A 25,607-nucleotide genomic window follows, 5' to 3' on the forward strand; every position below is an offset into this window, starting at 1 on the left:
AACAAACAAAAAGCGGTCAACTTTATCAGTCCACAAGGACTGCATATTCCTTAGAAAGGAGGTGATCCAGCCGCACCTTCCGATACGGCTACCTTGTTACGACTTCACCCCAATCATCTGTCCCACCTTAGGCGGCTGGCTCCTTGCGGTTACCCCACCGACTTCGGGTGTTACAAACTCTCGTGGTGTGACGGGCGGTGTGTACAAGGCCCGGGAACGTATTCACCGCGGCATGCTGATCCGCGATTACTAGCGATTCCGGCTTCATGTAGGCGAGTTGCAGCCTACAATCCGAACTGAGAATGGTTTTATGGGATTGGCTAGGCCTCGCGGCTTTGCTGCCCTTTGTACCATCCATTGTAGCACGTGTGTAGCCCAGGTCATAAGGGGCATGATGATTTGACGTCATCCCCACCTTCCTCCGGTTTGTCACCGGCAGTCTCCTTAGAGTGCCCAACTGAATGCTGGCAACTAAGAACAAGGGTTGCGCTCGTTGCGGGACTTAACCCAACATCTCACGACACGAGCTGACGACAACCATGCACCACCTGTCACTCTGTCCCCCGAAGGGGAACGTCCTATCTCTAGGAGTGTCAGAGGATGTCAAGACCTGGTAAGGTTCTTCGCGTTGCTTCGAATTAAACCACATGCTCCACCGCTTGTGCGGGCCCCCGTCAATTCCTTTGAGTTTCAGCCTTGCGGCCGTACTCCCCAGGCGGAGTGCTTAATGCGTTAGCTGCAGCACTAAGGGGCGGAAACCCCCTAACACTTAGCACTCATCGTTTACGGCGTGGACTACCAGGGTATCTAATCCTGTTTGCTCCCCACGCTTTCGCGCCTCAGCGTCAGTTACAGACCAGAAAGCCGCCTTCGCCACTGGTGTTCCTCCACATCTCTACGCATTTCACCGCTACACGTGGAATTCCGCTTTCCTCTTCTGCACTCAAGTCCCCCAGTTTCCAATGACCCTCCACGGTTGAGCCGTGGGCTTTCACATCAGACTTAAAGGACCGCCTGCGCGCGCTTTACGCCCAATAATTCCGGACAACGCTTGCCACCTACGTATTACCGCGGCTGCTGGCACGTAGTTAGCCGTGGCTTTCTGGTTAGGTACCGTCAAGGTACCGGCAGTTACTCCGGTACTTGTTCTTCCCTAACAACAGAGCTTTACGACCCGAAGGCCTTCATCGCTCACGCGGCGTTGCTCCATCAGACTTTCGTCCATTGTGGAAGATTCCCTACTGCTGCCTCCCGTAGGAGTCTGGGCCGTGTCTCAGTCCCAGTGTGGCCGATCACCCTCTCAGGTCGGCTACGCATCGTCGCCTTGGTGAGCCGTTACCTCACCAACTAGCTAATGCGCCGCGGGCCCATCTGTAAGTGTCAGCGTAAACCGACTTTCAGCTTTTCCTCATGAGAGGAAAAGGGTTATCCGGTATTAGCATCGGTTTCCCGATGTTATCCCAGTCTTACAGGCAGGTTGCCCACGTGTTACTCACCCGTCCGCCGCTAATCTTCAGGAGCAAGCTCCTAAAGATTCGCTCGACTTGCATGTATTAGGCACGCCGCCAGCGTTCGTCCTGAGCCAGGATCAAACTCTCCAATGAAGTTGAGTTGATTAGCTCATAAATGTTACGTTGGCTTAGTTTCATATGAAACTAATATTATTGTTTGTTGACGTTTTTGTTTGTTTAGTTTTCAAAGAACAATCTACTAATCTACCGATTAGCGACATTTGTTATTCTAACATAATGTCTTCACGGTGTCAACTTCCTTCAATATAATTTTTATATTTAGAGTCAGAATTTAACTCATATCGTGGAAGCGACTTTCTTATAATACTCTCCTTTATATCGTAAGTCAACTAGTAATTTGCATTTTAAAGATGTAATTAACTGTCCTTAATACCTACAAGCCATAAAAAACCCCTTGCAAAAGGGGTTTTTCTCATTAAACAAGGGGGATTTTTTACTATTTAACTGCCTTCAAAACAATGGCTTCTCCTTTAAATGAAATGACTTTTCCGTTTTCAATAATAACTTTAAACTTATCCTTTATCCTTTGTGATGACTCTAGGAAACTTTGGGACAACTTCTCCTTTTCGTTTTTAGGTAAGTTCATTCGGTTACACCAAGATTCAAAATGAAAAGTCTTTTCAAACCGATGCCATTCATGAATGGCAAAACCAACCATTTCAATCATATGAAGCCATTCACTTTTCTTCCATGCTCGAAAATGACTGTAATCCCGCGTTTTTTCTATCCTATTATAAAAGTGATCAAACTCATCATCTTCGGGAACCACATTATCATCAAGTAAAAAATATCCCTCCGGTTTAAGTACACGGTACGCTTCCTGAAGAAACTTCTTTACATTTGGAAAGTGGTGTGGCGCAATCCTACAAGTCACAATATCATATATCTCATCTGAGAGAGGCAAATTTTCAGCATCACCTGTTTTAAATTCAACATTTTGAAAGCCGTTTCCTTTTATGAACTTTTCAGCAGCTCGTAACATTTCAGTTGTCAAATCAAGGGCGGTTACTTCTTTAACCAATGGAGCAAATGCATTTGCCGTATGACCGCCACCTGTCGCAACATCGAGTAACTTTTCGTTACCGGTAACCAATACCATTTCAACTAATTTTTGCAAGTCCTTGCCACCCTTATGAATGGTACTACTCACATAGGCATCTGCACTTTTTCCGAATTGCTGTTGAACATCTTTTTTCATATCCATTTATTCCATCCCCCAATACTTCTTTATAGATAAACTATAAAACGGTAATACCATAAAGAAAATTACGGGTAATTTATCAAGAACAATAAGATATTCTTATTAATATTAGAATTTAGTCCATGAGTTCCAGAACCACTGGACAATGGTCACTTCCCATTACATTACAATGAATATCAACATTCTTAAGGCGGCTGCTTAAACTTTCTGATACGATAAAGTAATCAATACGCCAGCCAATATTCCTTTCGCGTACTTTGTTCATGTACGACCACCATGTATAAGCTTCTTTTCGATCCGGGTAAAAATGTCTATAACTGTCAATAAATCCTGCTTCAAGGAGCGAGGTCATTTTCCCCCGTTCCTCATTTGTAAAACCCGAGTTCCCAATATTTGTTTTTGGATTACGAAGATCGATCTCCTGGTGTGCAACATTTAAGTCTCCACAGAAAATAACAGGTTTTATTTTATCTAATTCTTTTAAGTGCTGTAAGATACGGTCTTCCCAATTTAACCGATAATCGATTCTCGCTAAATCTCTTTGGGAATTAGGTGTATAAACATTGACGAGGAAAAATCTATCAAACTCCAAGGTAAGAATGCGGCCTTCTCCTTCACTCTCATCGGTTCCAACCCCATATTTAACGGAAAGGGGTTTGTATTTAGTAAACACAGCCGTACCTGAATAGCCTTTTTTAATAGCATAATTCCAATATTGAAAGTAACCGTCTAACTCGAGTGTTATTTGCCCCTCTTGCAGTTTTGTTTCCTGTACACAGAAAATATCAGCATCCACTTCGTGAAAATAATCCAAAAATCCTTTTTTTACACAAGCCCTGAGGCCGTTAACATTCCATGATACTAATTTCATTTTTAATTCCTTCTCCCTTGCTGCGCGTTTACATTTTATTTTTTCATTTTGTCTGAACCGTTGAAGAAAGGCAAGAAAAAAAGCCAGAATATGACTGTTCTGACTTTTTTCTTGCCTTTTAAAAAGGAGGAAAATTCTTATCGAGTAGTCGTTTTGAAAAAAGCTCAGACGCAGGGACAATTTTTATATTTCTTTTTTTAAATTCTTCTATGGATTGAAACACTCCAATGGAACAAATCTTTCCTGTGATGCCCACATGACCAATTGCAATACCTGAACCTTTAATTTCAGTAACTTTTGCCAATCTAATCATTTGTTTGTGAACATATGTTGAAGATGAAATGTCGTCAAGGAATACATCTCGTTTTAAGAGTGGGACACCCAATTCTTTTGCAACTTCCGGGAATTTCGATCCACTGCTTGTTCCACTGTCGATAATATATAGCTTCTTTTCCTTGGCTACTTCTACGATAGCTCGAACAATTTCTTCATTTTCTACGGCTAATGAACCCATGTGGTTATTTAATCCCACCGCATAAGGGACACTTTTAATTGCTTCCTTTACACGGTTTCTGACTTCTACTGGAGTGAGGTCTACCGTAATCGGCTTCGGACCAAGCCACGATCTTTTTCCTTTTTTGGGTTCCATAGGCAAATGAATCATGACTTCAAAACCATTTTGATGAGCCCATTCTGCGTGTTCTTTCGATTTTTCTGAAAAAGGCATTACAGCAGCAGTAATTGGAATGTCACCTTCTAAAAAATCTTGAACACCTCCGTTTCCACCTCCAAAATCATCAATAATAATAGCTGCCTTCAGTTGTTTCGAAGGTTGATCTTCGGCGAATGCTGAATAGGGTATGGTTAAAAATAACAATTGGATTAGAGCAGCCAGCTTTTTCATCGTTACCTCCAAAGTGCATTTTTACTGTTAATTTACCCTATGAATAATTTATCATTCTACATTGCAATCTTTTGCAGTAATAAGAATTTTTCATCATCCATTAAATAAGAACCCCTTATTACGTATAACAGTGCAAGCGAGAGTATAAAAAAAGAGAGCTAAAATTAATTCAGCTCTCTCATACTATTTATTCTACATCAAAAACCTTTACTTCGACCATTTTATCACCATTACGCATGGATTTTGCTGTTTCCAGGCCTGAAGTCACCTGACCAAAAACAGTATGAACTCCATTTAAATGTGGCTGCGATTCGTGAACAATAAAGAATTGGCTTCCGCCAGTGTCTTTACCTGCATGTGCCATTGATAAAGATCCAGGTACATGTTTATGTGGATTCCCTGCTGTTTCACATTTAATTGTGTAACCAGGTCCACCCATCCCAGTACCAGTTGGATCTCCGCCTTGACTTACAAAGCCAGGAATAACGCGGTGGAAAATAACACCATCATAAAAGCCTTCATTTGCTAATTTTTCAAAGTTAGCTACTGTACCTGGTGCTTCGTTTGGAAATAGATCAAATTCAATTTTCTCTCCGTTTTCCATTACTATGTATCCTTTTTTAGCCATTTGAAAACACTCCTTTATGTAAAAATCATTTTTATCATACACTTTTCACAACAGAAAGGAAAGTTTAGCCACTTAATAATTTTCAACACCTCATCATATTTTCACTACTTTGTGGTATTATAGTAATACCCCTTCCGAACATTCGCTTGTTGCGGGACACTTAACCACTGTACGGACGGAAGGGGCTGGTGCTAATTAGTTGGCATCACGAAAGCCGAGACCATGGTCTCGGCTTTTTGCATTACCGATTTGGGTTTGCTAACCAATCATGAAACATTACAAGAATTGTTAAGAAGACCAAATAACCAAAGCCAGTGTAGATATGCATCCATCCATCAGAATGGCTGAAAAAACCTAATAATTCCGCTAATCTCTCAAACACTGGCATTAATAAACTTAAAAACAGAATGACTCCGGCTTTTCCCCATTTGTTTAGGGGAATGATGCTATGCAAGAAAAGAAACACAAATATTGGCAAACCGATTAAGGTAAAGGCAATATTAATCGAGAATATTTCCGGAAAGGGCCTAATAGTAAACTGATAAAATTGTTTTCCTACAAGATATAGGTCTAAATACGTTCCCAATAGGCTGGCAAGTATCATACTTCCAAAATAATATTTACCTTTAAAAGGTAATCGCTTTTTTTGCAAGGGTAGCGAGTTCGAGTCGTTCAAGTGTTTTACAGTATTCATCTTTAATCTCCCCATCAATCATTTCATGATCTTCTATTAAATAATTAACTACACTAATGTCACTGAACCAATCTCCTCTTTCCGCTCGATTGTGGTTGACATTTTTCCAAGCATTTTCTAGTGTGGGACTATAAAGTTTTCTTGCTCCGGGTCTTAGCTGACAGGTTTTTAAGCGAAGTTGATAAGGAAATCCCGGCGTGCCTTCATTGACACTATTAAACAAATGCGGCCAAAAATCCTTTCTCGAACCGGTATGCGGATGTTTTTGGGCCCAATCAACTATCTGGCTGTGAATTTCCTTATTATTAAATAGGAGAGAATATAACCTTTTTCCAAGTAAGATTCGTTCATGAACAGATTCAAACTGATGAAGTGTTTGTCCGACTAAATTCTGTTTTCCATACGGAAAGAGTATATGGTTAAACGAGAACCAATCTTGCAGCATAAATTCGAATTTGTTTAATACATCTTTTTGATATTGTGGATTTTGAACCACCCTTTTTTCGAGATAGCTTTGCTCATTAATAACCAAAGCGATGGCAAGGAAATATTTGTCTCGGGTTCTCCAAAACTGATTCCAAACTGTTTCCATAAATATAGAAATATTCAATTGATTCAATAACTGAAACAACGGTTTCTTTTGCACTAGGCTTTCTTCATAAAGTAAAAATTGCGGGTATACGTCTTGAAAAATTAACCAATTGCCTCGCTCTAAAAAATCAAAGAATAAATTCCGATCTTTTTTTGTCATCAGCCTAGTTAAAAATTCACCCTTTAAATCCGTCATGTTCCATCCGCCATTTCTAGAAACCATGTGTCCCAAAAAGGCCCAGTGTATTTCCGGATGGCGAAGATAAAAGTCAAGATAGGCCTTTGTCCTTGTAACATTGTTGAGATTATATTCCTGTGTTGTCCGTTTAATTCTGTTCAGCAGATTTTTTTCCTTTGGGGTTAGCGGGTGATTAGCTGCCGCTTTTGTACTTTTATTTTTTAATACTTCCGAAATAATTTGAAGTGGCGTTTTCTCACGATTTTTTCTAAAAATAATGGGACATCTCCTCCCTTACGAATTCTCCTGCCCTCATGAGAATATGTATAGATGAGAATATTTTTTGGGAGAGGAATGTGAAAGTAGAATGGCAGATACACAAAAAGGCATTGATTGGATAATTGAAAGGCTGCGAAAAGACCAATCTCCCGATGGCTCATGGGCTTATCCCTTTGAAACGGGTGTTTCAACAGATGCATATATGATTATTTTATTACGCTCATTAGAATTAAATGATGAAGAATTGATTCAGGGTTTAGCAAAAAGGATCATTAATAAACAGGAGAAAAATGGAGCCTGGAAACTTTTTTATGATGAAGGCGATGGAAATTTAACTGCAACAGTTGAAGCGTATTATGCCTTGTTGTATTCAGGTTACTACAAGAGAGAAAATCAACGGTTACGAGCAGCTGAAAAATTTATTTTAGCCAATGGCGGCTTAGAAGAAGCAAGTATGTTTACAAAAGTAATGCTTTCATTAACTGGGCAATATCCTTGGCCAGAAACTTCCCCGCTGCCAATCGAGATTATTCTCCTTCCACTAAATTTTCCCATTAACTTTTATTCGTTTTCTGTTTTTGGCCGGGCAAATCTTACACCCCTCATGATAGTAGCAGATAGGAAATTTACAATAAAAACATCGAAAAGTCCAGAATTGTCTCATCTCCATTTAGCTCGAAACCAGGAACATCCCTGGACTCGTTCTCCTGAATATCGTTCCTTGTTTTCCTATCTAAAAGAGGGGGTAGAAAATTTACTAGGCTTACCTGAACGGCTACACAATTTAGCAATGGAAATTGCAAAAAAATATATGCTCGACCGAATTGAGGAGGATGGCACCTTTTATAGTTACTATAGTTGTACTTTTTTAATGATTTTCGCCCTTTTATCACTTGGCTACAAAAAAACTGACCCTATCATTACTAAAGCGGTGGATGGAATTAAATCAATGAAATGCGAGATCGACAGCCTTCCACACATGCAATATACTACCGCCAATGTGTGGAACACGTCTTTGATTAGTTTTAGCTTACAAGCAGCCGGAGTCCAGCCGGAGGACCCGATGGTTACAAAAGCAAATCAATACCTACTAGAGAGGCAACATCATAAATTTGGAGATTGGGTCATTCATAACCCAAACAACCTACCTGGAGGCTGGGGGTTTTCTCATATAAATACCATGGTTCCCGATGTAGATGATACGACAGCCGTATTACGCTCTATTTCACGGGGTGTTTCTACCAAGCTGCAACCCTGGAAAAGCGGAATCACATGGCTGCTCTCAATGCAAAATGATGACGGCGGCTGGCCAGCCTTTGAAAAGAACACAAACTCCAACTTGTTACAGTTTCTCCCCATAGAAAAAGGAGAATTTATCTTGGCGGACCCTTCTTGCGCCGATCTTACGGGCCGGACGCTTGAATTCCTAGGAAACTATACAAATTTATCAACGGATCATACTGCGATTAAAAAAGGGGGTCATTGGCTTCTCCGAAATCAAGAAAAGGATGGCTCTTGGTATGGCCGGTGGGGAATTTGTTATTTGTATGGAACCTGGGCCGCCATAACAGGCCTTAAAGCAGTTGGGGTACCGCCCACCCATTCTTCTATCCAAACATCAGTTAGTTGGTTAACTGGAATCCAAAACAAGGATGGCGGTTGGGGAGAATCCTGCCATAGTGATAGTAAAAAAGTGTATGTTCCCTTACAAGCAAGTACATTGACCCATACTAGCTGGGCACTTGATGCCCTGATTTCTGTTTCAGAAAGACCGACAGTATCAATTCAAAAAGGAATCGCCTTTTTGCTAGAATCAATTGAAAAAGAAGATTGGACAACTGACTATCCAAAAGGACAAGGAATGGCTGGTGGATTCTATATTCATTACCATAGCTATCGCTTTATATTTCCGCTAATGACATTAGCAAACTATCAAAAAAAGTTCCCCTCATAATGAAAAACATCGGCGGATAGATTACCCATCCGTCGATGTTTTTAGGTAGAGATGTATTCGCGAAGCTTTGTATAGATTTCAACAATGTGAATCATTTTCATTCTTACCAACCCGCTTGATGACGGAGCAACAAAATCAATAACCCCCGGAACAATCGATTCGGTCTGCTTGCCCCATGGAGCTAATTTCCGACCACTGTATTGCTGGTAGACACCCTTCCCTACAAAACAAACTACTTTGGGCTTAAATTGTTCGATTTTTCTCCTTAAAATCTCTCTTCCTTCTATGTACTCTTCCTTTGTAATTTCATCCGCTGCCTTCGTTGGTCTTGCAACAATATTTGTAAAACCAAATCCTATGTCTAGTAACTGAGCATCTTCTACTGCTTCATATTTCCGCGCTGTTAACCCTGCTTCATATAAAATTCTCCAAAAACGATTATTTGGATTGGCATAATGGTGTCCAACTTCACCTGAGCGAATACTTGGATTAAAACCAACAAATAAAATCTTTAAATCAGCTTTTACGTGATCAATTATGGGATTCACATTCATTTTTTTATTCTCCTAATTTAAACCGTCATAATTTTAATTTTACCATATAGTTTTCAGATTTTTTTCAGTGTCCTGAATTATACTGCAATCAAAAGAATTGAGGAGGTTTAATAAAGTGCAAAGTAAGTTTAAAAAGCTGTTGATGTTACTAGTAACTATAATAACCCTTTTTTCGATTGGAACAAGTGTTATTGCTGATGATGGGCAAGAACATGGCGACGATGATGATGGAGAAAAACATGAGTATTATCAAGAAAATAATGATCATGATGACGATGATGAGTACGATGAGGATCGTGATAACAATTGGGAAACACAGCAAAATCAGGATGCTCCATGTCAACCTACAGAATTTTGGAACATTTGGTCCTGAGAGCCTAAATTCCGAAGACATTTTGTATTAACGAATCTTCTTTCGTACTAATTTTACTAATGCGTCAAAGGCATTTTCAGAAACATCGCTATCATACCCCCATAAGCGTTCAAATAACACATCTCTTGTCACGACTTGATTATGATTCCGCATTAATATTTCAAGAAACTGGTATTCCTTTTTTATTAATTCAATTAGGAAATCTTCACGTTTTAACTCATGCGTGTTGAGGTTGAAGATAAAATATCTATCGTGATTATATCCTCTAGCGTTTTTTCTTTTCTACGGCTAATCGCCCGTATCACTTCTAATAATTCATTAAATTCGAATGGCTTTACTATGTAGTCATCCGCACCTGAGTCTAATCCAGTAATGATATCCTCAATAGAATCTTTTGCCGTTACAAATAAAATACCGCATTGGCTTCCTTTTTCACGCAGTCTTTTATAACCTGAAAGACCATTTTCTCCCGGTATAGCATTCAATCCAAAATGGTAAAATCATATGGAGAGATTCTGGCACTCTCGTATGCTTCCTTTCCGTTTATCACCCAATCGACACGATGATATTCTTTTTGTAATAGCAACATTTTCTAAGGAAGAAATGAAAAAAACGTGAACATAACTACTGCCAAGATAACCAACAATCATTCCGTCTGCACTTGTCTCCATGAAGTAATAAACGTTGCAAGGAGGCCAATAATCGAAATAATTAACAACGAGAATAATAGCCTAGGATCTTTAAGGAGCAACAATCCAATCAGAATAACTACAGCATCCATTGCTACCATAATCACCCCTACATTTACCTTTGTCCATTTTGCAATTAAAAGGGCAAGCAAGTCCATCCCGCCTGGGCTGATATGGTTTCTAAGCATGACACCTACGCCAACCCCAATAATGATCGCACCCAAAATCACACTGCTTATTAACGGCAACTGCACCGTACCACTTAATGGAAGAAGCAATTCGACCATTATACCTGAAAAACATACTCCAGTTAATCCATTATAAAAAAGGTGGCGATCTGATTTAAAGGCAAATAGGTAAACTGGTATATTTAGTAGAATAAAGGCCAACCCTGCCTTTATCCCCAATACATATTTTAACAAGAGACTTATGCCAAAAAATCCCCCATTAATTAAGTGAAACGGGAGGATAAAACCATTAATTCCAATGCTAATCATCGTGCTTCCAAATCCGATAATTGCTAATTTTTTCAGCATCCCATCATTCCTTGTCCATGTTCTTTAATACTACTAATATGATTAAAATAGATATTTCATTCAACGGGTTCAAAAAACGGTTATGACAATCAAAAAAACAGAGCCATCAAAGACTCTGTTTTCAAACGGTAGCGGCATGGTTTTCTTTATGTCGTATTTGTTTTGCCAAGGAAACAAACATTGTTAAAAAAGGTAATATCCATAAGAATAGTGCATAGGGTAAATACTCAAGTAAGGGAATTCCAACAATGGTACTACACATAATTGCTAGGACACTCCACGGGACCACACCCGGAAAAAGCAGTGTCGTATCCCCCATCACTCTAGCTAACTCTTCTTTCCCATATTTATTTGCCCAGTGTGGAAGAAAAGACCTCCCCGTTAATATGATGGGTAATGTTTGGTTAGCTGCAATCAGCGTGATAAGAAGCGTTGCTATGAGTGCTTTCAATGTATCACCACTTAACGACCTGGATGATTTCAACCATTTATCCAAATAAGGCTGAATCACATTCAATTCTTCTATTAAACCGTTATACGCACCAGCTATCGCTAAAAATAGCAGTAATTCATACATATGAGTGAATCCCCCGCCAAGACCATCAATACCGTACCATAACGCCGCAGTCAACTTCGATAAAGAGACATCGTTTAGTACAGCAATCGCAGCAGCTGATAGAATACTAGAAAGAAACGCATAAATGATACTCAAACGACAAATGACCATGATAATTAAAACCATCGGTGGAATAAACCTAGTCATAGAAATCTCACGCCAAGTTAAATGACTTGGATTTATTGTAGCCACTTGGTTTGAGATACGCCAATCCATTACACCATAAAAAATAATGCAAATCACGATTGCAGCTATTGTTGTTATTAGCATCGCTTTCCACTGCTGTTTCACTGGTACTTCAATAGTGTGCGATAGTAATTGATGTGCACTTGAAAACGGGGATGTCCGGTCTCCAACAAAAGCACCTGAGACCAACGCTCCCGCTACTATGGCAATTGGCAGATGGAGAAGCAATGCCGTGCCTAAGATTGGAACTCCAATTGAACTTAATGTCCCGATTGTGGTACCAAGAAGCATTGAAAATAGCATGGCAATAAGAAAAGAAAGAACAAAGAAATGATGTGGGGCTATAAAATAAAGAGCCACCCGAACCAATTGTTCAATTGTTCCAGATAAATACCAAGATGGAAGTAAAAAACTAACCAAGAATAAAATGATAATAACAATTCTCGCTTTATGTACACCTTGTAAACTAATTTTTAATATCTGCTTTGCTGAAATATGTTTCTTTAAAGAGAGAACATATAGAACGATATAGCCAGGTAAGAAACCTATTACCAGTGGCTGTTGGAAAATAACGGAACAGATTACCCCTACTATTGTAATAAAAAGAAGAAAAAAGACTTGTATTAAGGAAAACGCTGCAATCATGACATCCCACCTTTACAACTTTATCCATTATAAAAAAATTTTTGTATTTTGAAAAGCCTCAAAAAAGGTGCAAAAAAAAGCCGCAATAAATGGCAGCTCCATTACAATTAAAAGTTTTATAAACATTTGGACATTCTTCACAGTACGTCTATTCATGAAAAAAGATACCTTTTTCTTGATGACAACCTTCTTCGGTAGACAAATCTTCTAAGGTCATCATCTGTTAAATTGCCATCAAAAATTAAAAATAATAATGACTGGAACTCCGGATATTTCTCCATAACAAAAAGAGCAAACTCCTTGCGTTTGCCCTTCAATTTCTTCTTAAATTCTTCCTGACCGATGATTTCATTCAGCTGTCCCTCATAATAAGCTTTAGTATCTTCCCACTTTTTCTTGCGGTTTCCCAAAATTTCACGAGCGAAAACAGGTAGTTTATCAATAACCGAATCAATATAGCCTTCTGACCACATAATCATTTTATCCTTTTCAGTTAACTCAAAAACCATTTTCATTAATTCAAGATCGTCACCTGCACTACTGGCTGCATGTTTCCCTACCCGATTCACTCTTTGTCCACCTCTTAATCATCTAATTTCGTTATACATCTGCTAGTGAATATTTGATATCATTATCCTTTTTCTTCTTGTCAAGCCAAGTCGCATATTCAGAATCGATTTTTTTGATCAAACAGAGTCTCTTTAATTTCGACCTAACTCTTATTATAGTTTGCTTCGGCTACTTTTTTAGCCATCATTTTAATAATATGGTACCCATTCTACTTTTTTATTTTGTTATATAAATGCCATTCTTTTATTTTCTCCCAACTATTCCGTTAACTTCGCATTTAATGTAATCTGCTTTCCATCACGGTAAACCTCGAATTTGATGGAGTCACCTGTCTTTACTTTTGAATATAAAAACTTTCGTAATTCCGATGAATTAGCAATCTCCGTTCCATTCATCGAGACGATTACGTCCTTCGGTTGGAATCCAGCCCGTGAAGCTGCAGAATTAGGGTCAATATTCATAACCAAGACACCTTTTTTGACGTTCTCAGGAAGGTTTTGCCAGTACATTTGTGGAACTTCATCTAAATCAGCAAGTCCGACCCCAAGATACGGACGGTCCACTTTTCCACTCTTAATTAATTGGTTCACGATTGGTATCAAGTCATTACTTGGAATAGCAAAACCTAAACCTTCCACACCACTTTCAGCTATCTTCAAGCTATTGATGCCAATTACTTGGCCCTGAGGATTGATTAATGCCCCGCCGCTATTTCCTGGATTAATTGCTGCATCGGTTTGGATAACATTGGTATCCCAATTTCCTGCAGAAGTTGAAACGGAAATGCTTCGATCAATTGCACTAACGATCCCTTGTGTAACAGTTCTTGATAAATTAAGTCCGAGTGGATTCCCAATCGCATACACCTGGTCTCCAGGTCTTAGTTTTGAAGAATCCCCAAAATTAGCTGTTGCCGTAACATATTTAGCATCTATTTTTAATACAGCCAAGTCTGTTAAGGCATCCGTACCAACCACTTCGGCTGTTGTCTTTTGTCCATCATATAAGGAGATCTCCAATTTTGCAGCACCTTCAACAACGTGATTATTGGTCACAATATAGGCTGTGTCATTATTCTTCTGAAAAATCACACCAGAGCCTGACCCACTCTCCACACTTTGCGAGGAATTTGAATTCCCATTTGAATTTCCCCAAAAATCATTGTTTTGCTGCTGTTGATAATTGACAACCCCAACAATGGCTTTTGAAATATTCTCCACCATATCTGCAATAGAATTTGTGGAAGCCATAGTTGGCTGAGCTGATACCGGCTTAGCGGTAGATGCAGTATTACTAGATACTTGATTTCCTGTGCCGGAATAATAGTTTTTTAAGTAATCCGTATGAGGAAGAACAGTTAGGGTTAATAACGATCCAATTACACCCGCTGCAACGGTCGATGCCAATCCTCGAACCACCCGGTTTTTAGGTTTAGGCTGTTGGTTTGTACGAGTTTGTTTTTCTTCCGAAGGTATTTCTATTTCTTCAATTCCTGCTGTTTTCAGGCGATCCTGGGTTTCAACAACGTCGTGAGAATCCACCGTATAAGTAGCATCAACTGCATGATCGCTTTCCTCTGAATGACTAACATTGATTTTATCAAGAGAATTTTCTTCTGGACTTTTATGTTCAGATATCTCTGGTGAAGTTGGTTGGTTGTTCTCAAATTCATTTTCATTTTTGAAATCCATTTCAATCGATCTCCTTTAGGTTTGTTTCTTATCTTGTCTTTACTTTACCTCACAAATCTTAACAAATTATTAACAAACCTTAACGAGTTTAAGAAATTATGTTGATATTGAAAAAAACTGCAGGGTATCCCTGCAGCTTTTCATCATGATTCATGTTTAAGTCGAATTACAAACTTGGTTCCTTTTCCTTTATCACTATATACATTAATTTCTCCATTATGAAGAAGCACTAATTGTTTAACAATCGACAAACCTAGTCCAAATTCACCATAAGGGTTAGTCGTTCTAGAAAGATCTGCCTTATAAAAACGACGCCAAATATTTTCGATTTCCTTTGCATCTATGCCAATCCCCGTGTCTTCCACCTCGATAACCGCCATGTTATTCTCTTTTCTTCCTCGCAGCCAAATCGTTCCATTGGTTGTAAACTGAATACTATTTTTGGTAATATTAATTAAAATTTGGACTAATCGGTCATAATCAGCATTTACCACTAGCTCTGGAGCGGCCTCAACTACAATCCGATTATTTTTCTCTTCCGCCTGCATGCTTAATTGCTCTTGAATAATTTCTAGTACCTCTAAAAGCTGAATATCTTCTTTAAATAAGGTAATCTGATTCGAACGGATTTTTTCATAGTCTAGATTTTCATTGACCAGTCGAATCAATCTTTTTGCTTCTTGACTTACTAAATGGATCCCCCGCTCTTTATCTTCCTCAGGAATCATATCATTTTTCAATCCTTCAATCACACCACTAATGGTCGTTAACGGTGTCCGCATTTCATGAGACACATCAGCCATAAATTGCCGCCGTCTATTTTCCAGGCTTTCAATTTCAAGCATCGATGTATTGATTTTATCAACCATATGGTTAAAATCATTGGCTAATTCACCGATTTCATCAAAATTAGAAGAATTTACCTTCACATGATAATTCCCTTCCGAGACAAGGGATGCTGCTTTACGAAGCCGTTTAATTCGGTGAACGTGAATTCTTGATAAAAACCAGCTTTGTAAAAACGAAACACCAAAAGCTATCAGAATGGTATACAGTAAAAATTTATTTATTTGTTGAATCATATTACTAGAGCCGCTTATTGGCGAAGTTAAGAGCACTCCTCCAATAAATTTACCACTATCTATATAAGGAAGAACGACAAATGTAACTCCCCCTTGTCCAAAACTTTTATAGTCACTTTTGACAATGATGGTTTGCCCTTTTTTGACTAAATTCCATTGTTTTTCAGGTAAATTTTTTATAGTTAATCCACGTTTATTAATCAGGTAAACACCGTCCTGATCAAACAAACTAAAGCTTGTATTTCTCGCAGCCAATACATTGCTATATTGATTTAATATCGCATCTGATGCAATTGGAGTCTCTTTTAAATCAGCTAAAATCGCTCTTCCATAGGAGATCAATTCGTCTGCTTTATTTTCATAAATCAAATTTTCCACATAGTGTGTAAAAAGAATGCTTAACAATAAAAATGCGACAATAATTATACTTATGTGACTAAAAAACTGTTGGTAAAAGTACTTAAACTTCATCTGTTTTGTTTGAGTCGTCAAACTTATAACCTACTCCCCACACAGTATGGAAGAATGGATGCCCTTCAGTTTCAACTTTTTTCCTCAGCCGCTTAATATGAACATCAACAGTCCGTTCGTCACCGTAAAACTGATAACCCCAAACCCTTTCTAGCAATTGTTCTCTAGAAAATACTTGGCGGGGATGCTCTGCCATGTAAAAAAGCAAATCAAACTCTTTTGGTGTGAGGTTTGTAATCTGTGTTTCATCAACAAACACTTCTCGTGTAATTTTATTGATTTTAAAATGTTCTGTTTTTAGTAAATTATCATCTTCTTTATGAACCTGCGACTGTACTCTTCGGGTTACCGCTTTAATTCTAGCCATTAGTGTAAGAGGACTGAACGGTTTGGTGACATAATCATCAGCCCCCATTTCAAGTCCAAGCACCTGATCGGATTCACTATCTTTTGCAGTTAACATAATAATAGGAACGGTGAACTTCTCTTCTCTAATCTTCCGGCAAATCGATACACCATCCATTCCAGGAAGCATCCAGTCAATTATTAACGCATCCCATGTACCACTTTTAAAACGGTTATATCCTTCTAACCCATCGTTTACAAATACACCCTCTATACCTTCTTTTGCAAAAAACATTTCAATCATAGAACAAACACTTTTATTATCTTCTATCACTAATAATTTCAAAATCGGTCATCTCCTAGCAAAAACTATACCTTCCTTTAGTTTAAACGAAATTTTGCTTATATCAACTTTCAACCTCAATCTTCCCAGGTAATTAATACTTTGTTCATAGTTTATTAATATTTTCGCCTGCCCAACTTCCATAGAAAAAGAGGCTTGAATAACTCAAGACCTCTTTTCATGATACGTTTATAAAACCTTTGTAGGTGTCCCGGCAAATAATGATAGGGCATTTCCGCCCAGCAACTTATCAATTTGTTGTTCGGTAATCCCATGATCCCGTAAACTTGGCAGGATGTTGTCAAAAATATGACTTGGATGCCAATTCTCCATTATTTTTGTAACTTGTTCGTTCATAACAGGCGGGCGGCCAAGCCAAATGTTCACTGAGTCATGGGCTAATAAAATCTGGTCTTCATAGCCGTCATTTAATAAGGACAATAAGGTTGCTACTCTTTCTTGGTCAAGCGGTGCACCAACTAATAATTGAATGCCAAAACGGTCAAACCCTATCCGCACCCCTTGATCCATGACTTCCTTATGATATTCAGGGTTCGTATTGCCGCACATATGGCCAATTATGATTTTACTAGGCTCTGCCCCCAGTTCTATTAACATTCTAGCCTGTTCCGGCCCCATTGTCCCTTCTTGGGTATGTGTCAATATGACAATACCTGTTTCTCTTTGAACCCTGGCTGCGGCACGGAAGAACATTTTTTCATATTCGGTGATTTCATTTTTACTTGAAGCTAGTTTGATAATTCCTGGCTTAATCCCCGTTCCTGCAATCCCTTCAGTAATTTCAGTTTTAAACATCTCATAAATATCATCTTCGGCTGTTCCTAACCCTTGCCGAAACTTGAAGTATGGTGGTGCTCCTTCCCCTTCATAGTAATAGCCAGTCGCACAAATAATTTGCAATCCCGTTGCTTCCGAAATCTTTTTTAAAAATAGGGGATTTCGGCCACATTCATTTGGGGTAGGATCCACAACAGTTTGAACACCGTATCTTTGCATAAGTCTGGCCACACCAATGGCAGCCTCTAAAGCCTCATCTTCCTTAAATGCTCCAAGTGTAATATCGCCTTGAAAACCTGGGTACCCAAAAATAAAGTGCTCGTGAATTAATGTTTTTCCTAGCCCCATTACGGAAATCGGACCTGTAACTGTTTCAACTGTTTTCATGGATTGATTCACCCTTTCGCATTTCTCCAATATAAGATCTTAGCGTAACGGCCCCATTATGTTACACAAGTTGTATTTAGTTATGGCACTAAAACCAATTTTCCTTGCGTCTTCCGTGATTGCAGTAAGGTATGAACTTTCGCTGCTTCCTCAAGTGGAAATACACCGCCAATCGTTAACTTAAGTTTTCCTTCCCCCAGATAAGTAAACAATTCTACTAAACTAGGCTGCATTAACTCTGGTTTTCTCATGATTTGCGGGAGAAAAAAACCGATAACGGATTGATTTCTAGCCATTAACGAGGATGGATAAAAACGGCTTTGTTCCCCACTTGCCGCTCCAAATATAACTAGGCGGCCAAATGTGGCTAGACACTTTATTGTTTTATTGAAAACATCACCGCCTACCATTTCTAATGCAAGGTTTACTCCCTTTCCTCCAGTCGCTGCCAATACCTGCTGTTCCCAGTCGGACTCAGAATAATTTATCAAAACATCCGCTCCCATTTCATGGGCTAGCGCTAATTTTTCCTCCGAACTAGCGGTTGCAATTATTTTACCAGCACCAAACAATTTTGCCAGCTGGACTGCGATAGTTCCTACACCCCCAGCCGCAGCGTGTACAAGTACACTTTCACCTTTTTCCAATCGACCCATTGTTTTTAAAATATGATAGGCACTTAAGCCCTGAAGGGGCAGGGCCACAGCGGTGTGATAATCTAATTGTTCAGGAAGAGGTATGACTGAACGCTCATCCGCAAGTGCAAATTCTGCGTATCCTCCTGATTGGATTAACGTTACGATTCTTGTCCCAGGCTTTATTTTTGTAACTTGATCACCCACTTCTACAACCACTCCGGCAATTTCCGCACCTGGAATGAACGGAAGTGGTGTTTTAATAACATATTGACCTTCTCTTCGAGCCGTATCAGCATAGTTGACACCAATCGCTTTGATTTCAATTAACACTTCATGACCAGTCGGAACTGGTTTTTCCAAATCCAATACTTGCAAGACCTCTGGTCCGCCAAATTCCTTTAGTTGTACAACTTTCATTAAATTCATCTCCTATTTTCCTTTAAAAACGGGCTTTCTTTTTTCTCTAAATGCTGTAATACCTTCTTGATGGTCCTCGGTTTCAACCATTAATGTCTGGATTAAACGTTCTTGCTCAAGGATTTCTTCTAGCGTCGATGTAAACGATTGATCAATTAATTTCTTCTGTTTTCCAAATGCCCTGCCAGGTCCATGCGCTAATTTCAAGGCAAGTTTCATCGTTTCCTCTTGAAGATTCTCCACTGGTACCAGATAATTAATTACTCCCAGTTGATGGAGGCGCTCTGCAGGTATCGCTTCTGCTGTAAAAAAGAATTGTTTAGCCAAGTGCGGTCCAATAAGCCTAGATAGTGAATAGGACCCGCCTCCGTCCGAAATTAGTCCAACTTGTGAAAAACTTAGAGCATATTGACTATTCTCTGCACCAATGATTAAGTCACATGCAAGTGCTAAATTAAAACCAGCCCCTGCAGCAAAGCCGTGAACGGCAGCAATGATCGGCTTTTCCGTATCCTTCATTAATAAAATAAGTTCATTTAGTTTGCCAATGTGATCATATACTTGGACCCCATTTGCTTGACCCATTGTTTTAACATCACCGCCAGCACTAAAAGAACGTCCTGACCCTGACAAAACAATGACTTGAACATCTTCTTCGATCTGAGCTTTTTGAACAGCGTCTTTTAATCCTAAAATCATCTCTGGGCTAAAGGCATTTAAGCTCTCTGGCCGATTTAAGGTAAGCGACAATATTGGACCTAATTTTTCAACCACTAAATCTGTTTTTGTCATATGCTACTCCCTTTCTCGTTCACTATTTTATATAAATTTGTGCCTTGTAACAGGTTAGCAGGGCACCACCAATATTAGTAAGTAACACTATCAACCTATTTAATCAGCCAGCCTCCATCCACAAGTAAATCTGTTCCGGTCATATAAGAGGCTTCATGTGAGGCAGCAAAGACAATCACATTGGCAATCTCATCTGCACTGCCGATCCGCTTCAAGGCAGTGTTTCTTTCGATTGCTTTAACAAAACGTTCGTTTTGCAGGCCGGGTTCAGTTAAAGGGGTCTCAACAAAGCCTGGTGATACAGAGTTTACTCGAATTCCATAGGGTGCTAGTTCTAAGGCAAGAGACCGAGTGAAATTAATCACTCCAGCTTTTGCTGCACTGTAATGTGGGATTTCTGCTCCAGCCTGATGACCTGATAATGATGCCACATTAACAATCGCGCGGTGGCGGTCTTCCCTCTCAGTCCCCTCAGCCATAATTTTCGCAAGCGCTTTTGATACTAAAAATACACTTTTCAAATTAACATTTTGAACATAGTCCCAGTCTTGTTCAGTTGTCTCCATGATTCTGGAATGACGTGAACCCCCAGCATTGTTTACAAGTACATGTAGGTCGCCATAATGCTGTAAGACGTATTCTGCTAGTTCTAAGACATCCTCCGCATCAGTACAATCAGCCGTAAATATCTCTGCTAATGGAATCTTACTTTTTTGATTAATAGCATCCGCCGTTTCTTCAAGTCTCTGTCTTGTTCTTCCGACTAGTATCACTTTTGCCCCTTCACTCGCTAACCGGAGTGCAGAAGCTCTGCCAATTCCGCTTCCAGCACCGGTAACTACAGCAATTGATTGCGAAAATCGCATTTATTTTCCACCTCTTTATTAAAATTAATGACCATAAAACATACATCCAAATGATTATATTAATTGAGCGTGTTATTTAATAATTCTACAATCACCTTCCCATCCTTTAATGTCGGTACGATCGAGGTAATCCCTACCGATGCAGCTACCTTTAAGTCTTCATGGTGATTATGTTTGTCTAAAAGCTTACCAACATAAGAATCTAGTAAGATTTCATAGGAATGAGGCTGACCACGGTAAAAATACAATGCTGCTTTAGCCGCATCGGTTAATTCATAGTCACTCAGATTTAACAGGCAATCAATTAGATGCCCTGCACCAAAAAAATCTTCTAAACTTGTTTCGCCGGAATTTCCTGAACAAATAACGAGAATTGTATGATCTTCTGTAATGGTCTGAAGGGTATGAGCTACAGCAGGATTGTTGAGCAGAGATGCAATATAGACATTCTTTGCCAGAGAAGAGTTTCGTAAAGCGACAGTCCCATTGGTTGTCGATAAAATTAACGTTTTCCCTGTAATAGACTCCCTAATCAACGTTGGACTTGGGTAAACAAAACCGCAAATGGGTTTAGCATCAAGTTCACCTGCCAGTAAGTATTCACCCGCTTGATATGCTTTTGAACGTTCCTTAGCTTCATATTGATCTAAAACAGGAATTACTTCCTTTGCACCATCCTTCAAGGCTGACACAATCGTTGTTGTCGCCAGAAGAACATCTAAAACAACTGCCACCTTGGTTCCCTCTGCGATTTTCTCTTCTTTTATGTCTTCTTTCTTCATAAGAAGGTGAATCCTAGTCATGCCTATCCCGCTCCTCTTTATAGCTTTTCATCAGCAACACTAGCCGCATGAAGAATTAAATTCTTAACAAAATGGTTAAAATTCGCAAACCGAGAATCATTGGTTTGGCCTTTTTTAAAACGATAATAAATTTGTTGACCAATAACAGCGAGCTTAAAATAGGCAAAGGTTAAATAGAAGTTAAAATTAGTAATATCACGACCGCTTTTCTTAGCATAGCTTTCAATAAATTGCTCTCTAGTTAAAAATCCTTCATGCACTGCCGTTACTGGTTCCTTGCCTAATCCTTTAATTAAAAGTTCAGAATCATCTCTCTGATTCCAATAACTCATCGCTACACCCAAATCCGCAAGCGGGTCGCCGACGGTAGTCATTTCCCAATCAAATAATCCAACCATTTCTGTTAATCCCTCATTAAACATTGCATTGTTAAATTTATAATCATAATGAATAATAGCGGCATCTGATTGTTTAGGTATATGGCTAATGAGCCATTTTTTGAGCGACTCCACCACAGCAATTTCATCTGTCTTTGCCCTTTCATATCGGCCTATCCAGCCATGAACCTGCCTTTCCATAAAACCTTCTGGTTTGCTAATTTCAGCTAGTCCTGTCTGTTTATAATCAATTGAGTGTAATTGCACCAATTTTTCAACCATAATCTCTGATAGATGCATACAGAGACCCTTGGTGACTTGCACCCCATTAGGAAAGGATGTATCGACAACATGACCATTTTTTCTTTCCATAAGGAAAAAGGGACTGCCGACTATGGTGGGATCTTCTGAAAAAAGGAGAGGTTTTGGAGCGACAGAAAAAACAGGATTTAATTCAGTAAGGATTTTAAATTCCCGCTTCATATCATGTGCTTTAGGTGCCACTGGGCCAAGTGGAGGCCGCCTTAAAACAGCCTCCCAATCCCCCAGTCTTAGCTGATAGGTTAAATTAGAATGACCTGCGGAAAATTGTAATATTTCCAATTGTCCTCCCGGGATTGAATTCAAATTTTCTCGTAAAAATTTTTCCAATACGACTAAATCTAATTCTTCACCTTTTCGAACTGGGATTGTGTCATTATTCATTTGTTGTGGCATCATTTCCCCTCCTATTTTTGAATATTCCGACTCTTCAATGCAGAGATAAGCATTTAAGTATGGACAATATAATTTTTTAATTCTTCTCGTAACAATTCAGATATTGGTATACTTTGTTGATTATCAAAATTGAACGAAACCATAATTGCATTCCCTTTTGCGATTAGTTCATTTGTTAAGGTCGCAACAATGTCGTGCTCAAGTTGAAAGCTTTTTGTTCCTATTTTTGAAACATAGGTTTTAATAGTTAATTCCTGATCAAAATAACCTTGTTTGATAAAATCACATTTGGTTGAGGCAAGGATAAAATTCCAGTTTTCAACGTCCATTTCATACCCTAAAGCTTTAATAAAGCGAATGCGTGCTTCCTCCATATATATAAAATAACTAGTATTGTTAATATGACCGAGTGCATCTGTTTCACCAAAACGTACGGTTACTCGTATTTCATGCATAAACAAATCTCCCCATAATTTAGTTTATTACTATATACTAACCGGTTAGTATCCTTCCCTCAAAAAAGAAGGGGTAATTTACCGAAAACGTCCCCTCTTCCATTTTTTTATTAAACAACTTCAATTCCCTTTAAGATCATTTCGACAAAAATCTCTGCTACTTCACGATCAGAGTATGCCCCACTTGGATTAAACCAATTGTAGCTCCAATTTGTTATTCCCAGTATTCCGAAAGTAATAATCGAGGCATGTAAATCAGGGCGAAATTCACCATTTTCCATACCTAGCTTAATCAATGCCTCAATATTTAGACGGAATTGGTCACGTTTAGGTATGATGAAGGCTACCCGTTCTGGACTTAAATTTTTTAATTCTCTAAAGAATATCTTTGCTGCAGATCCACGCGTTTTAATATCCGAAAGGAGCATAAAAACAATGTCAAATAATTTTTCCTTACACGACTTTGATGGATCTCCAAATATTCGCTCTTGTTGAACCAATAATTCTTCGATATAGCCTAGGTGTATATCCATTAACAATTCTTCTTTACTCGAAAAGTAATAGTAAAATGTACCTTTGGTAACCCCGAGAGAATCAACAATATCTTGGATCGATGTTTCACTAAAGCCTTTTTTCTCAAATAAGCGGATGCTTTGTCCCGTTATTTTTTCTTTCACCTTTCTGTCCTCACAATCTGTTAAATGTCTATTAAAAAATTATACCATACACTATATCTCTCCTTTATATCTAGCGATAAAAACTTTATGAATTTTCTTATCCTTTCATGCAAAGGATTTCTAATTTTTTAATACTTCGTCTCTCAAAGCACGTCGAAGGATTTTTCCAACTCCTGTCTTTGGCAAAGAATCACGAATTTCAACAATGTGTGGAACTTTGTAGGCTGCCATACTTTGTTTGCAATACTGAATAATTTCTTGCTCAGTAACCGTTTTTCCAGCCTTAAGCACAATTACAGCTTTGACATCTTCTCCCCTGTAAGGGTCTGGAACACCGATACAAACAGCCTCCTGAACTGCAGGATGTTCATATAATACTTCTTCAATATCACGTGGATAAATATTGTAACCACTAGCAATAATAAGATCCTTTTTTCGATCAACAATGTATAAATAACCCTCTTCATCAACCCTCGCAATGTCACCAGTAAATAACCAGCCATCACGCAAAGTATTAGCCGTCTCTTCTGGCATGTTCCAGTATCCCTTCATTATCTGCGGTCCTTTAATAATTACTTCACCCAGTTCACCTACAGGAACTTCTCTTGTCCCTGTTGCAACATCTACAATCTTATATTCTGTTGAAGGCATTCCTATGCCAACACTGCCAGGCTTTCGTTCTGCAAATGGCGGGTTACAATGTGTAGTAGGTGATGCTTCTGACAAACCATAACCCTCAAGAATTTTAGAACCTGTTTTTTCTTCAAAACTGCGAAGCAGTTCGACCGGCATTGGAGCACTGCCACTATTACAGGTTCGAATACTATTTATTCCAAATTCCTCTGCCCGAGGGTGGCTGTTAATGGCAACGTACATGGTTGGAACGCCAGGAAATGTGGTAGGCTGTTCATTTTTTATTGTGTTTAGTACCTCATCTAAATCAAAACGAGGAAGCATAATTGATTCGGCTGCAGTATAAATAGAAAGATTCATACACGAACTCATACCGAAAACATGGAAAAGTGGAATAACGGTTAAACATTTCTCTTTTCCAAATTCCATTTCATGTTTAAAAAATTCATAACACTGAATAACATTTGCCAATACATTCCGATGAGTCAGCATGGCGCCCTTGGAACGTCCTGTTGTACCACCTGTATACTGAAGTACAGCAACATCATGCTCAGGCTCGAATTCAATTGCATTTACCTTCCCGTTTCCTTCACTTAAGAATTGCTCAAAGCTTCGGTCCGGAGTAAAATCTGAACCTGCTGACTGTAAGCTGACTACAATAATATTTTTTACATTCGTTTGATCTTGAATGCTTTTTACCCTTGAATAAAATGCATCAAGGACAACAATCGTTTCAGCGCCAGAGTCCTTTAAGATATATTCAAGCTCCCTTTCAACCGACATCGGATTTACTTGGGTAACTATTGCTCCCGCAGCCAAAATTCCGTAATAAGAAATAACATATTGCGGGCAATTAGGCAGCATGACAGCCACTCTGTCACCTTTTTGAACTTGATTTTGTTGCAATGCAGAAGTCAAACTCTGTGCCAAATCATATAGTTGTCCATAAGTAATTTTTCTTCCGTAAAAAGATAAGGCGTTATTGGAAGGGAATTTTGCTGCTGTTTTTTGAAGGATGTCTCCCAATGTTTTATTAGGTATGGTGATCTGTTTTTCAATACTTTCAGGATATAGATTCAACCAAGTATTATTTTCACTCACGTGTTTCCCTCCA

At 38.9% G+C, this 25,607-nt stretch carries 26 protein-coding genes and 1 rRNA gene; 2 read left to right on the forward strand and 25 right to left on the reverse strand.

Annotated elements, in window-relative coordinates:
* Positions 1-54: 54 nt before the first annotated feature.
* The 7 genes from AC4E8C_RS14150 to AC4E8C_RS14180 form a co-directional block, all read right to left on the reverse strand.
* Positions 55-1,604: ribosomal RNA gene (locus AC4E8C_RS14150) — 16S ribosomal RNA — on the reverse strand.
* Positions 1,605-1,968: 364 nt separating this feature from the next.
* Complete coding sequence (locus AC4E8C_RS14155; RefSeq protein ID WP_490207313.1) at positions 1,969-2,736, reverse strand: class I SAM-dependent methyltransferase; 768 nt, start codon at positions 2,734-2,736, stop codon at positions 1,969-1,971.
* A gap of 112 nt (positions 2,737-2,848) precedes the next feature.
* The gene (locus AC4E8C_RS14160) at positions 2,849-3,604 is read right to left on the reverse strand and encodes an exodeoxyribonuclease III (protein ID WP_490207314.1); all 756 of its coding nucleotides are present in this window, start codon (positions 3,602-3,604) and stop codon (positions 2,849-2,851) included.
* Positions 3,605-3,722: 118 nt separating this feature from the next.
* Positions 3,723-4,508, reverse strand: coding sequence for a divergent polysaccharide deacetylase family protein (locus AC4E8C_RS14165; protein ID WP_490207315.1), 786 nt, complete (start codon positions 4,506-4,508; stop codon positions 3,723-3,725).
* A gap of 187 nt (positions 4,509-4,695) precedes the next feature.
* Positions 4,696-5,136 (reverse strand): peptidylprolyl isomerase, encoded by a 441-nt coding sequence (locus AC4E8C_RS14170; protein WP_490207316.1) that lies wholly within the window; start codon positions 5,134-5,136, stop codon positions 4,696-4,698.
* Between the two features lie 241 nt (positions 5,137-5,377).
* Positions 5,378-5,830 (reverse strand): CBO0543 family protein, encoded by a 453-nt coding sequence (locus AC4E8C_RS14175; RefSeq protein ID WP_490207317.1) that lies wholly within the window; start codon positions 5,828-5,830, stop codon positions 5,378-5,380.
* A complete protein-coding gene (locus AC4E8C_RS14180) occupies positions 5,763-6,878 on the reverse strand; it encodes a DUF2515 domain-containing protein (RefSeq protein ID WP_490212563.1) in 1,116 nt (371 codons plus the stop codon). The genes AC4E8C_RS14175 and AC4E8C_RS14180 overlap by 68 nt, the downstream gene beginning before the upstream one ends.
* Before the next feature lie 88 nt (positions 6,879-6,966).
* On the opposite strand from AC4E8C_RS14180, the gene shc reads away from it, so the two are divergent.
* On the forward strand, positions 6,967-8,832 hold the full coding sequence (gene shc, locus AC4E8C_RS14185) for a squalene--hopene cyclase (RefSeq protein WP_490207318.1): 1,866 nt from the start codon (positions 6,967-6,969) through the stop codon (positions 8,830-8,832).
* 41 nt (positions 8,833-8,873) lie between these two features.
* Here the strand turns inward: shc and AC4E8C_RS14190 are convergent, their stop codons facing one another.
* Positions 8,874-9,380 (reverse strand): mismatch-specific DNA-glycosylase, encoded by a 507-nt coding sequence (locus tag AC4E8C_RS14190; RefSeq protein ID WP_490212564.1) that lies wholly within the window; start codon positions 9,378-9,380, stop codon positions 8,874-8,876.
* Between the two features lie 121 nt (positions 9,381-9,501).
* Between AC4E8C_RS14190 and AC4E8C_RS14195 the strand changes: the two genes are divergently transcribed.
* Positions 9,502-9,759, forward strand: a complete 258-nt coding sequence (locus AC4E8C_RS14195; protein WP_490207319.1) for a hypothetical protein — start codon at positions 9,502-9,504, stop codon at positions 9,757-9,759.
* A 27-nt stretch (positions 9,760-9,786) separates the two neighbouring features.
* Here AC4E8C_RS14195 and AC4E8C_RS14200 read toward each other — a convergent pair whose 3' ends face one another.
* The 17 genes from AC4E8C_RS14200 to AC4E8C_RS14280 all read right to left on the reverse strand — a co-directional run bounded on the left by AC4E8C_RS14200 (position 9,787) and on the right by AC4E8C_RS14280 (position 25,594).
* The gene (locus AC4E8C_RS14200) at positions 9,787-9,999 is read right to left on the reverse strand and encodes a winged helix-turn-helix domain-containing protein (protein WP_490212565.1); all 213 of its coding nucleotides are present in this window, start codon (positions 9,997-9,999) and stop codon (positions 9,787-9,789) included.
* Entirely contained in the window at positions 9,972-10,244 is a 273-nt protein-coding gene (locus AC4E8C_RS14205) for a response regulator transcription factor (RefSeq protein WP_490207320.1), read from the reverse strand. The genes AC4E8C_RS14200 and AC4E8C_RS14205 overlap by 28 nt, the downstream gene beginning before the upstream one ends.
* Positions 10,245-10,405: 161 nt before the next feature.
* Positions 10,406-10,984 (reverse strand): YitT family protein, encoded by a 579-nt coding sequence (locus tag AC4E8C_RS14210; protein WP_490207321.1) that lies wholly within the window; start codon positions 10,982-10,984, stop codon positions 10,406-10,408.
* Between the two features lie 121 nt (positions 10,985-11,105).
* Entirely contained in the window at positions 11,106-12,431 is a 1,326-nt protein-coding gene (locus AC4E8C_RS14215) for a Na+/H+ antiporter NhaC family protein (RefSeq protein ID WP_490207322.1), read from the reverse strand.
* 152 nt (positions 12,432-12,583) lie between these two features.
* A complete protein-coding gene (locus tag AC4E8C_RS14220) occupies positions 12,584-13,000 on the reverse strand; it encodes a hypothetical protein (protein WP_490207323.1) in 417 nt (138 codons plus the stop codon).
* Positions 13,001-13,258: 258 nt separating this feature from the next.
* A complete protein-coding gene (locus AC4E8C_RS14225; protein WP_490207324.1) occupies positions 13,259-14,692 on the reverse strand; it encodes a S1C family serine protease in 1,434 nt (477 codons plus the stop codon).
* A gap of 143 nt (positions 14,693-14,835) precedes the next feature.
* The gene (locus AC4E8C_RS14230) at positions 14,836-16,245 is read right to left on the reverse strand and encodes an ATP-binding protein (protein ID WP_490212566.1); all 1,410 of its coding nucleotides are present in this window, start codon (positions 16,243-16,245) and stop codon (positions 14,836-14,838) included.
* Positions 16,235-16,936, reverse strand: coding sequence for a winged helix-turn-helix domain-containing protein (locus AC4E8C_RS14235; protein ID WP_490207325.1), 702 nt, complete (start codon positions 16,934-16,936; stop codon positions 16,235-16,237). Before AC4E8C_RS14235 ends, AC4E8C_RS14230 begins: the two co-directional genes overlap by 11 nt.
* Positions 16,937-17,122: 186 nt before the next feature.
* Positions 17,123-18,118: a phosphotriesterase family protein gene (locus tag AC4E8C_RS14240; protein ID WP_490207326.1), complete on the reverse strand. Its 996-nt coding sequence runs from the start codon at positions 18,116-18,118 to the stop codon at positions 17,123-17,125.
* 80 nt (positions 18,119-18,198) lie between these two features.
* Positions 18,199-19,173 carry a quinone oxidoreductase family protein gene (locus AC4E8C_RS14245; RefSeq protein ID WP_490207327.1) on the reverse strand — a complete coding sequence of 325 codons (975 nt, stop codon included), beginning with the start codon at positions 19,171-19,173 and terminating at the stop codon, positions 18,199-18,201.
* Positions 19,174-19,185: 12 nt separating this feature from the next.
* Positions 19,186-19,965: an enoyl-CoA hydratase/isomerase family protein gene (locus AC4E8C_RS14250; protein ID WP_490207328.1), complete on the reverse strand. Its 780-nt coding sequence runs from the start codon at positions 19,963-19,965 to the stop codon at positions 19,186-19,188.
* 95 nt (positions 19,966-20,060) lie between these two features.
* A complete protein-coding gene (locus AC4E8C_RS14255; protein WP_490207329.1) occupies positions 20,061-20,831 on the reverse strand; it encodes an SDR family NAD(P)-dependent oxidoreductase in 771 nt (256 codons plus the stop codon).
* A 59-nt stretch (positions 20,832-20,890) separates the two neighbouring features.
* Positions 20,891-21,634 (reverse strand): 2-phosphosulfolactate phosphatase, encoded by a 744-nt coding sequence (locus AC4E8C_RS14260; RefSeq protein WP_490207330.1) that lies wholly within the window; start codon positions 21,632-21,634, stop codon positions 20,891-20,893.
* 17 nt (positions 21,635-21,651) lie between these two features.
* The gene (locus AC4E8C_RS14265; RefSeq protein ID WP_490212567.1) at positions 21,652-22,728 is read right to left on the reverse strand and encodes a phosphotransferase family protein; all 1,077 of its coding nucleotides are present in this window, start codon (positions 22,726-22,728) and stop codon (positions 21,652-21,654) included.
* Between the two features lie 53 nt (positions 22,729-22,781).
* Complete coding sequence (locus AC4E8C_RS14270) at positions 22,782-23,183, reverse strand: acyl-CoA thioesterase (RefSeq protein ID WP_490207331.1); 402 nt, start codon at positions 23,181-23,183, stop codon at positions 22,782-22,784.
* 110 nt (positions 23,184-23,293) lie between these two features.
* Entirely contained in the window at positions 23,294-23,860 is a 567-nt protein-coding gene (locus AC4E8C_RS14275; protein ID WP_490207332.1) for a TetR/AcrR family transcriptional regulator, read from the reverse strand.
* Between the two features lie 120 nt (positions 23,861-23,980).
* Complete coding sequence (locus tag AC4E8C_RS14280) at positions 23,981-25,594, reverse strand: long-chain-fatty-acid--CoA ligase (RefSeq protein WP_490207333.1); 1,614 nt, start codon at positions 25,592-25,594, stop codon at positions 23,981-23,983.
* Positions 25,595-25,607: the final 13 nt, after the last annotated feature.

The organism is Neobacillus sp. SRL179, from assembly GCF_984799095.1.

What these genes read in the sequence shown, in the direction of transcription:
- AC4E8C_RS14270 (WP_490207331.1), bottom strand. Translation starts at nt 23,183, where the DNA reads ATGCATGAAATACGAGTAACCGTACGTTTTGGTGAAACAGATGCACTC.
- AC4E8C_RS14265 (WP_490212567.1), bottom strand. Translation starts at nt 22,728, where the DNA reads ATGCCACAACAAATGAATAATGACACAATCCCAGTTCGAAAAGGTGAA.
- AC4E8C_RS14165 (WP_490207315.1), bottom strand. Translation starts at nt 4,508, where the DNA reads ATGAAAAAGCTGGCTGCTCTAATCCAATTGTTATTTTTAACCATACCC.
- AC4E8C_RS14250 (WP_490207328.1), bottom strand. Translation starts at nt 19,965, where the DNA reads ATGACAAAAACAGATTTAGTGGTTGAAAAATTAGGTCCAATATTGTCG.
- AC4E8C_RS14255 (WP_490207329.1), bottom strand. Translation starts at nt 20,831, where the DNA reads ATGCGATTTTCGCAATCAATTGCTGTAGTTACCGGTGCTGGAAGCGGA.
- AC4E8C_RS14175 (WP_490207317.1), bottom strand. Translation starts at nt 5,830, where the DNA reads ATGAATACTGTAAAACACTTGAACGACTCGAACTCGCTACCCTTGCAA.
- AC4E8C_RS14215 (WP_490207322.1), bottom strand. Translation starts at nt 12,431, where the DNA reads ATGATTGCAGCGTTTTCCTTAATACAAGTCTTTTTTCTTCTTTTTATT.
- shc (WP_490207318.1), top strand. Translation starts at nt 6,967, where the DNA reads ATGGCAGATACACAAAAAGGCATTGATTGGATAATTGAAAGGCTGCGA.
- AC4E8C_RS14170 (WP_490207316.1), bottom strand. Translation starts at nt 5,136, where the DNA reads ATGGCTAAAAAAGGATACATAGTAATGGAAAACGGAGAGAAAATTGAA.
- AC4E8C_RS14240 (WP_490207326.1), bottom strand. Translation starts at nt 18,118, where the DNA reads ATGAAAACAGTTGAAACAGTTACAGGTCCGATTTCCGTAATGGGGCTA.
- AC4E8C_RS14155 (WP_490207313.1), bottom strand. Translation starts at nt 2,736, where the DNA reads ATGGATATGAAAAAAGATGTTCAACAGCAATTCGGAAAAAGTGCAGAT.
- AC4E8C_RS14160 (WP_490207314.1), bottom strand. Translation starts at nt 3,604, where the DNA reads ATGAAATTAGTATCATGGAATGTTAACGGCCTCAGGGCTTGTGTAAAA.
- AC4E8C_RS14245 (WP_490207327.1), bottom strand. Translation starts at nt 19,173, where the DNA reads ATGAAAGTTGTACAACTAAAGGAATTTGGCGGACCAGAGGTCTTGCAA.
- AC4E8C_RS14260 (WP_490207330.1), bottom strand. Translation starts at nt 21,634, where the DNA reads ATGACTAGGATTCACCTTCTTATGAAGAAAGAAGACATAAAAGAAGAG.
- AC4E8C_RS14230 (WP_490212566.1), bottom strand. Translation starts at nt 16,245, where the DNA reads ATGAAGTTTAAGTACTTTTACCAACAGTTTTTTAGTCACATAAGTATA.
- AC4E8C_RS14210 (WP_490207321.1), bottom strand. Translation starts at nt 10,984, where the DNA reads ATGCTGAAAAAATTAGCAATTATCGGATTTGGAAGCACGATGATTAGC.
- AC4E8C_RS14225 (WP_490207324.1), bottom strand. Translation starts at nt 14,692, where the DNA reads ATGGATTTCAAAAATGAAAATGAATTTGAGAACAACCAACCAACTTCA.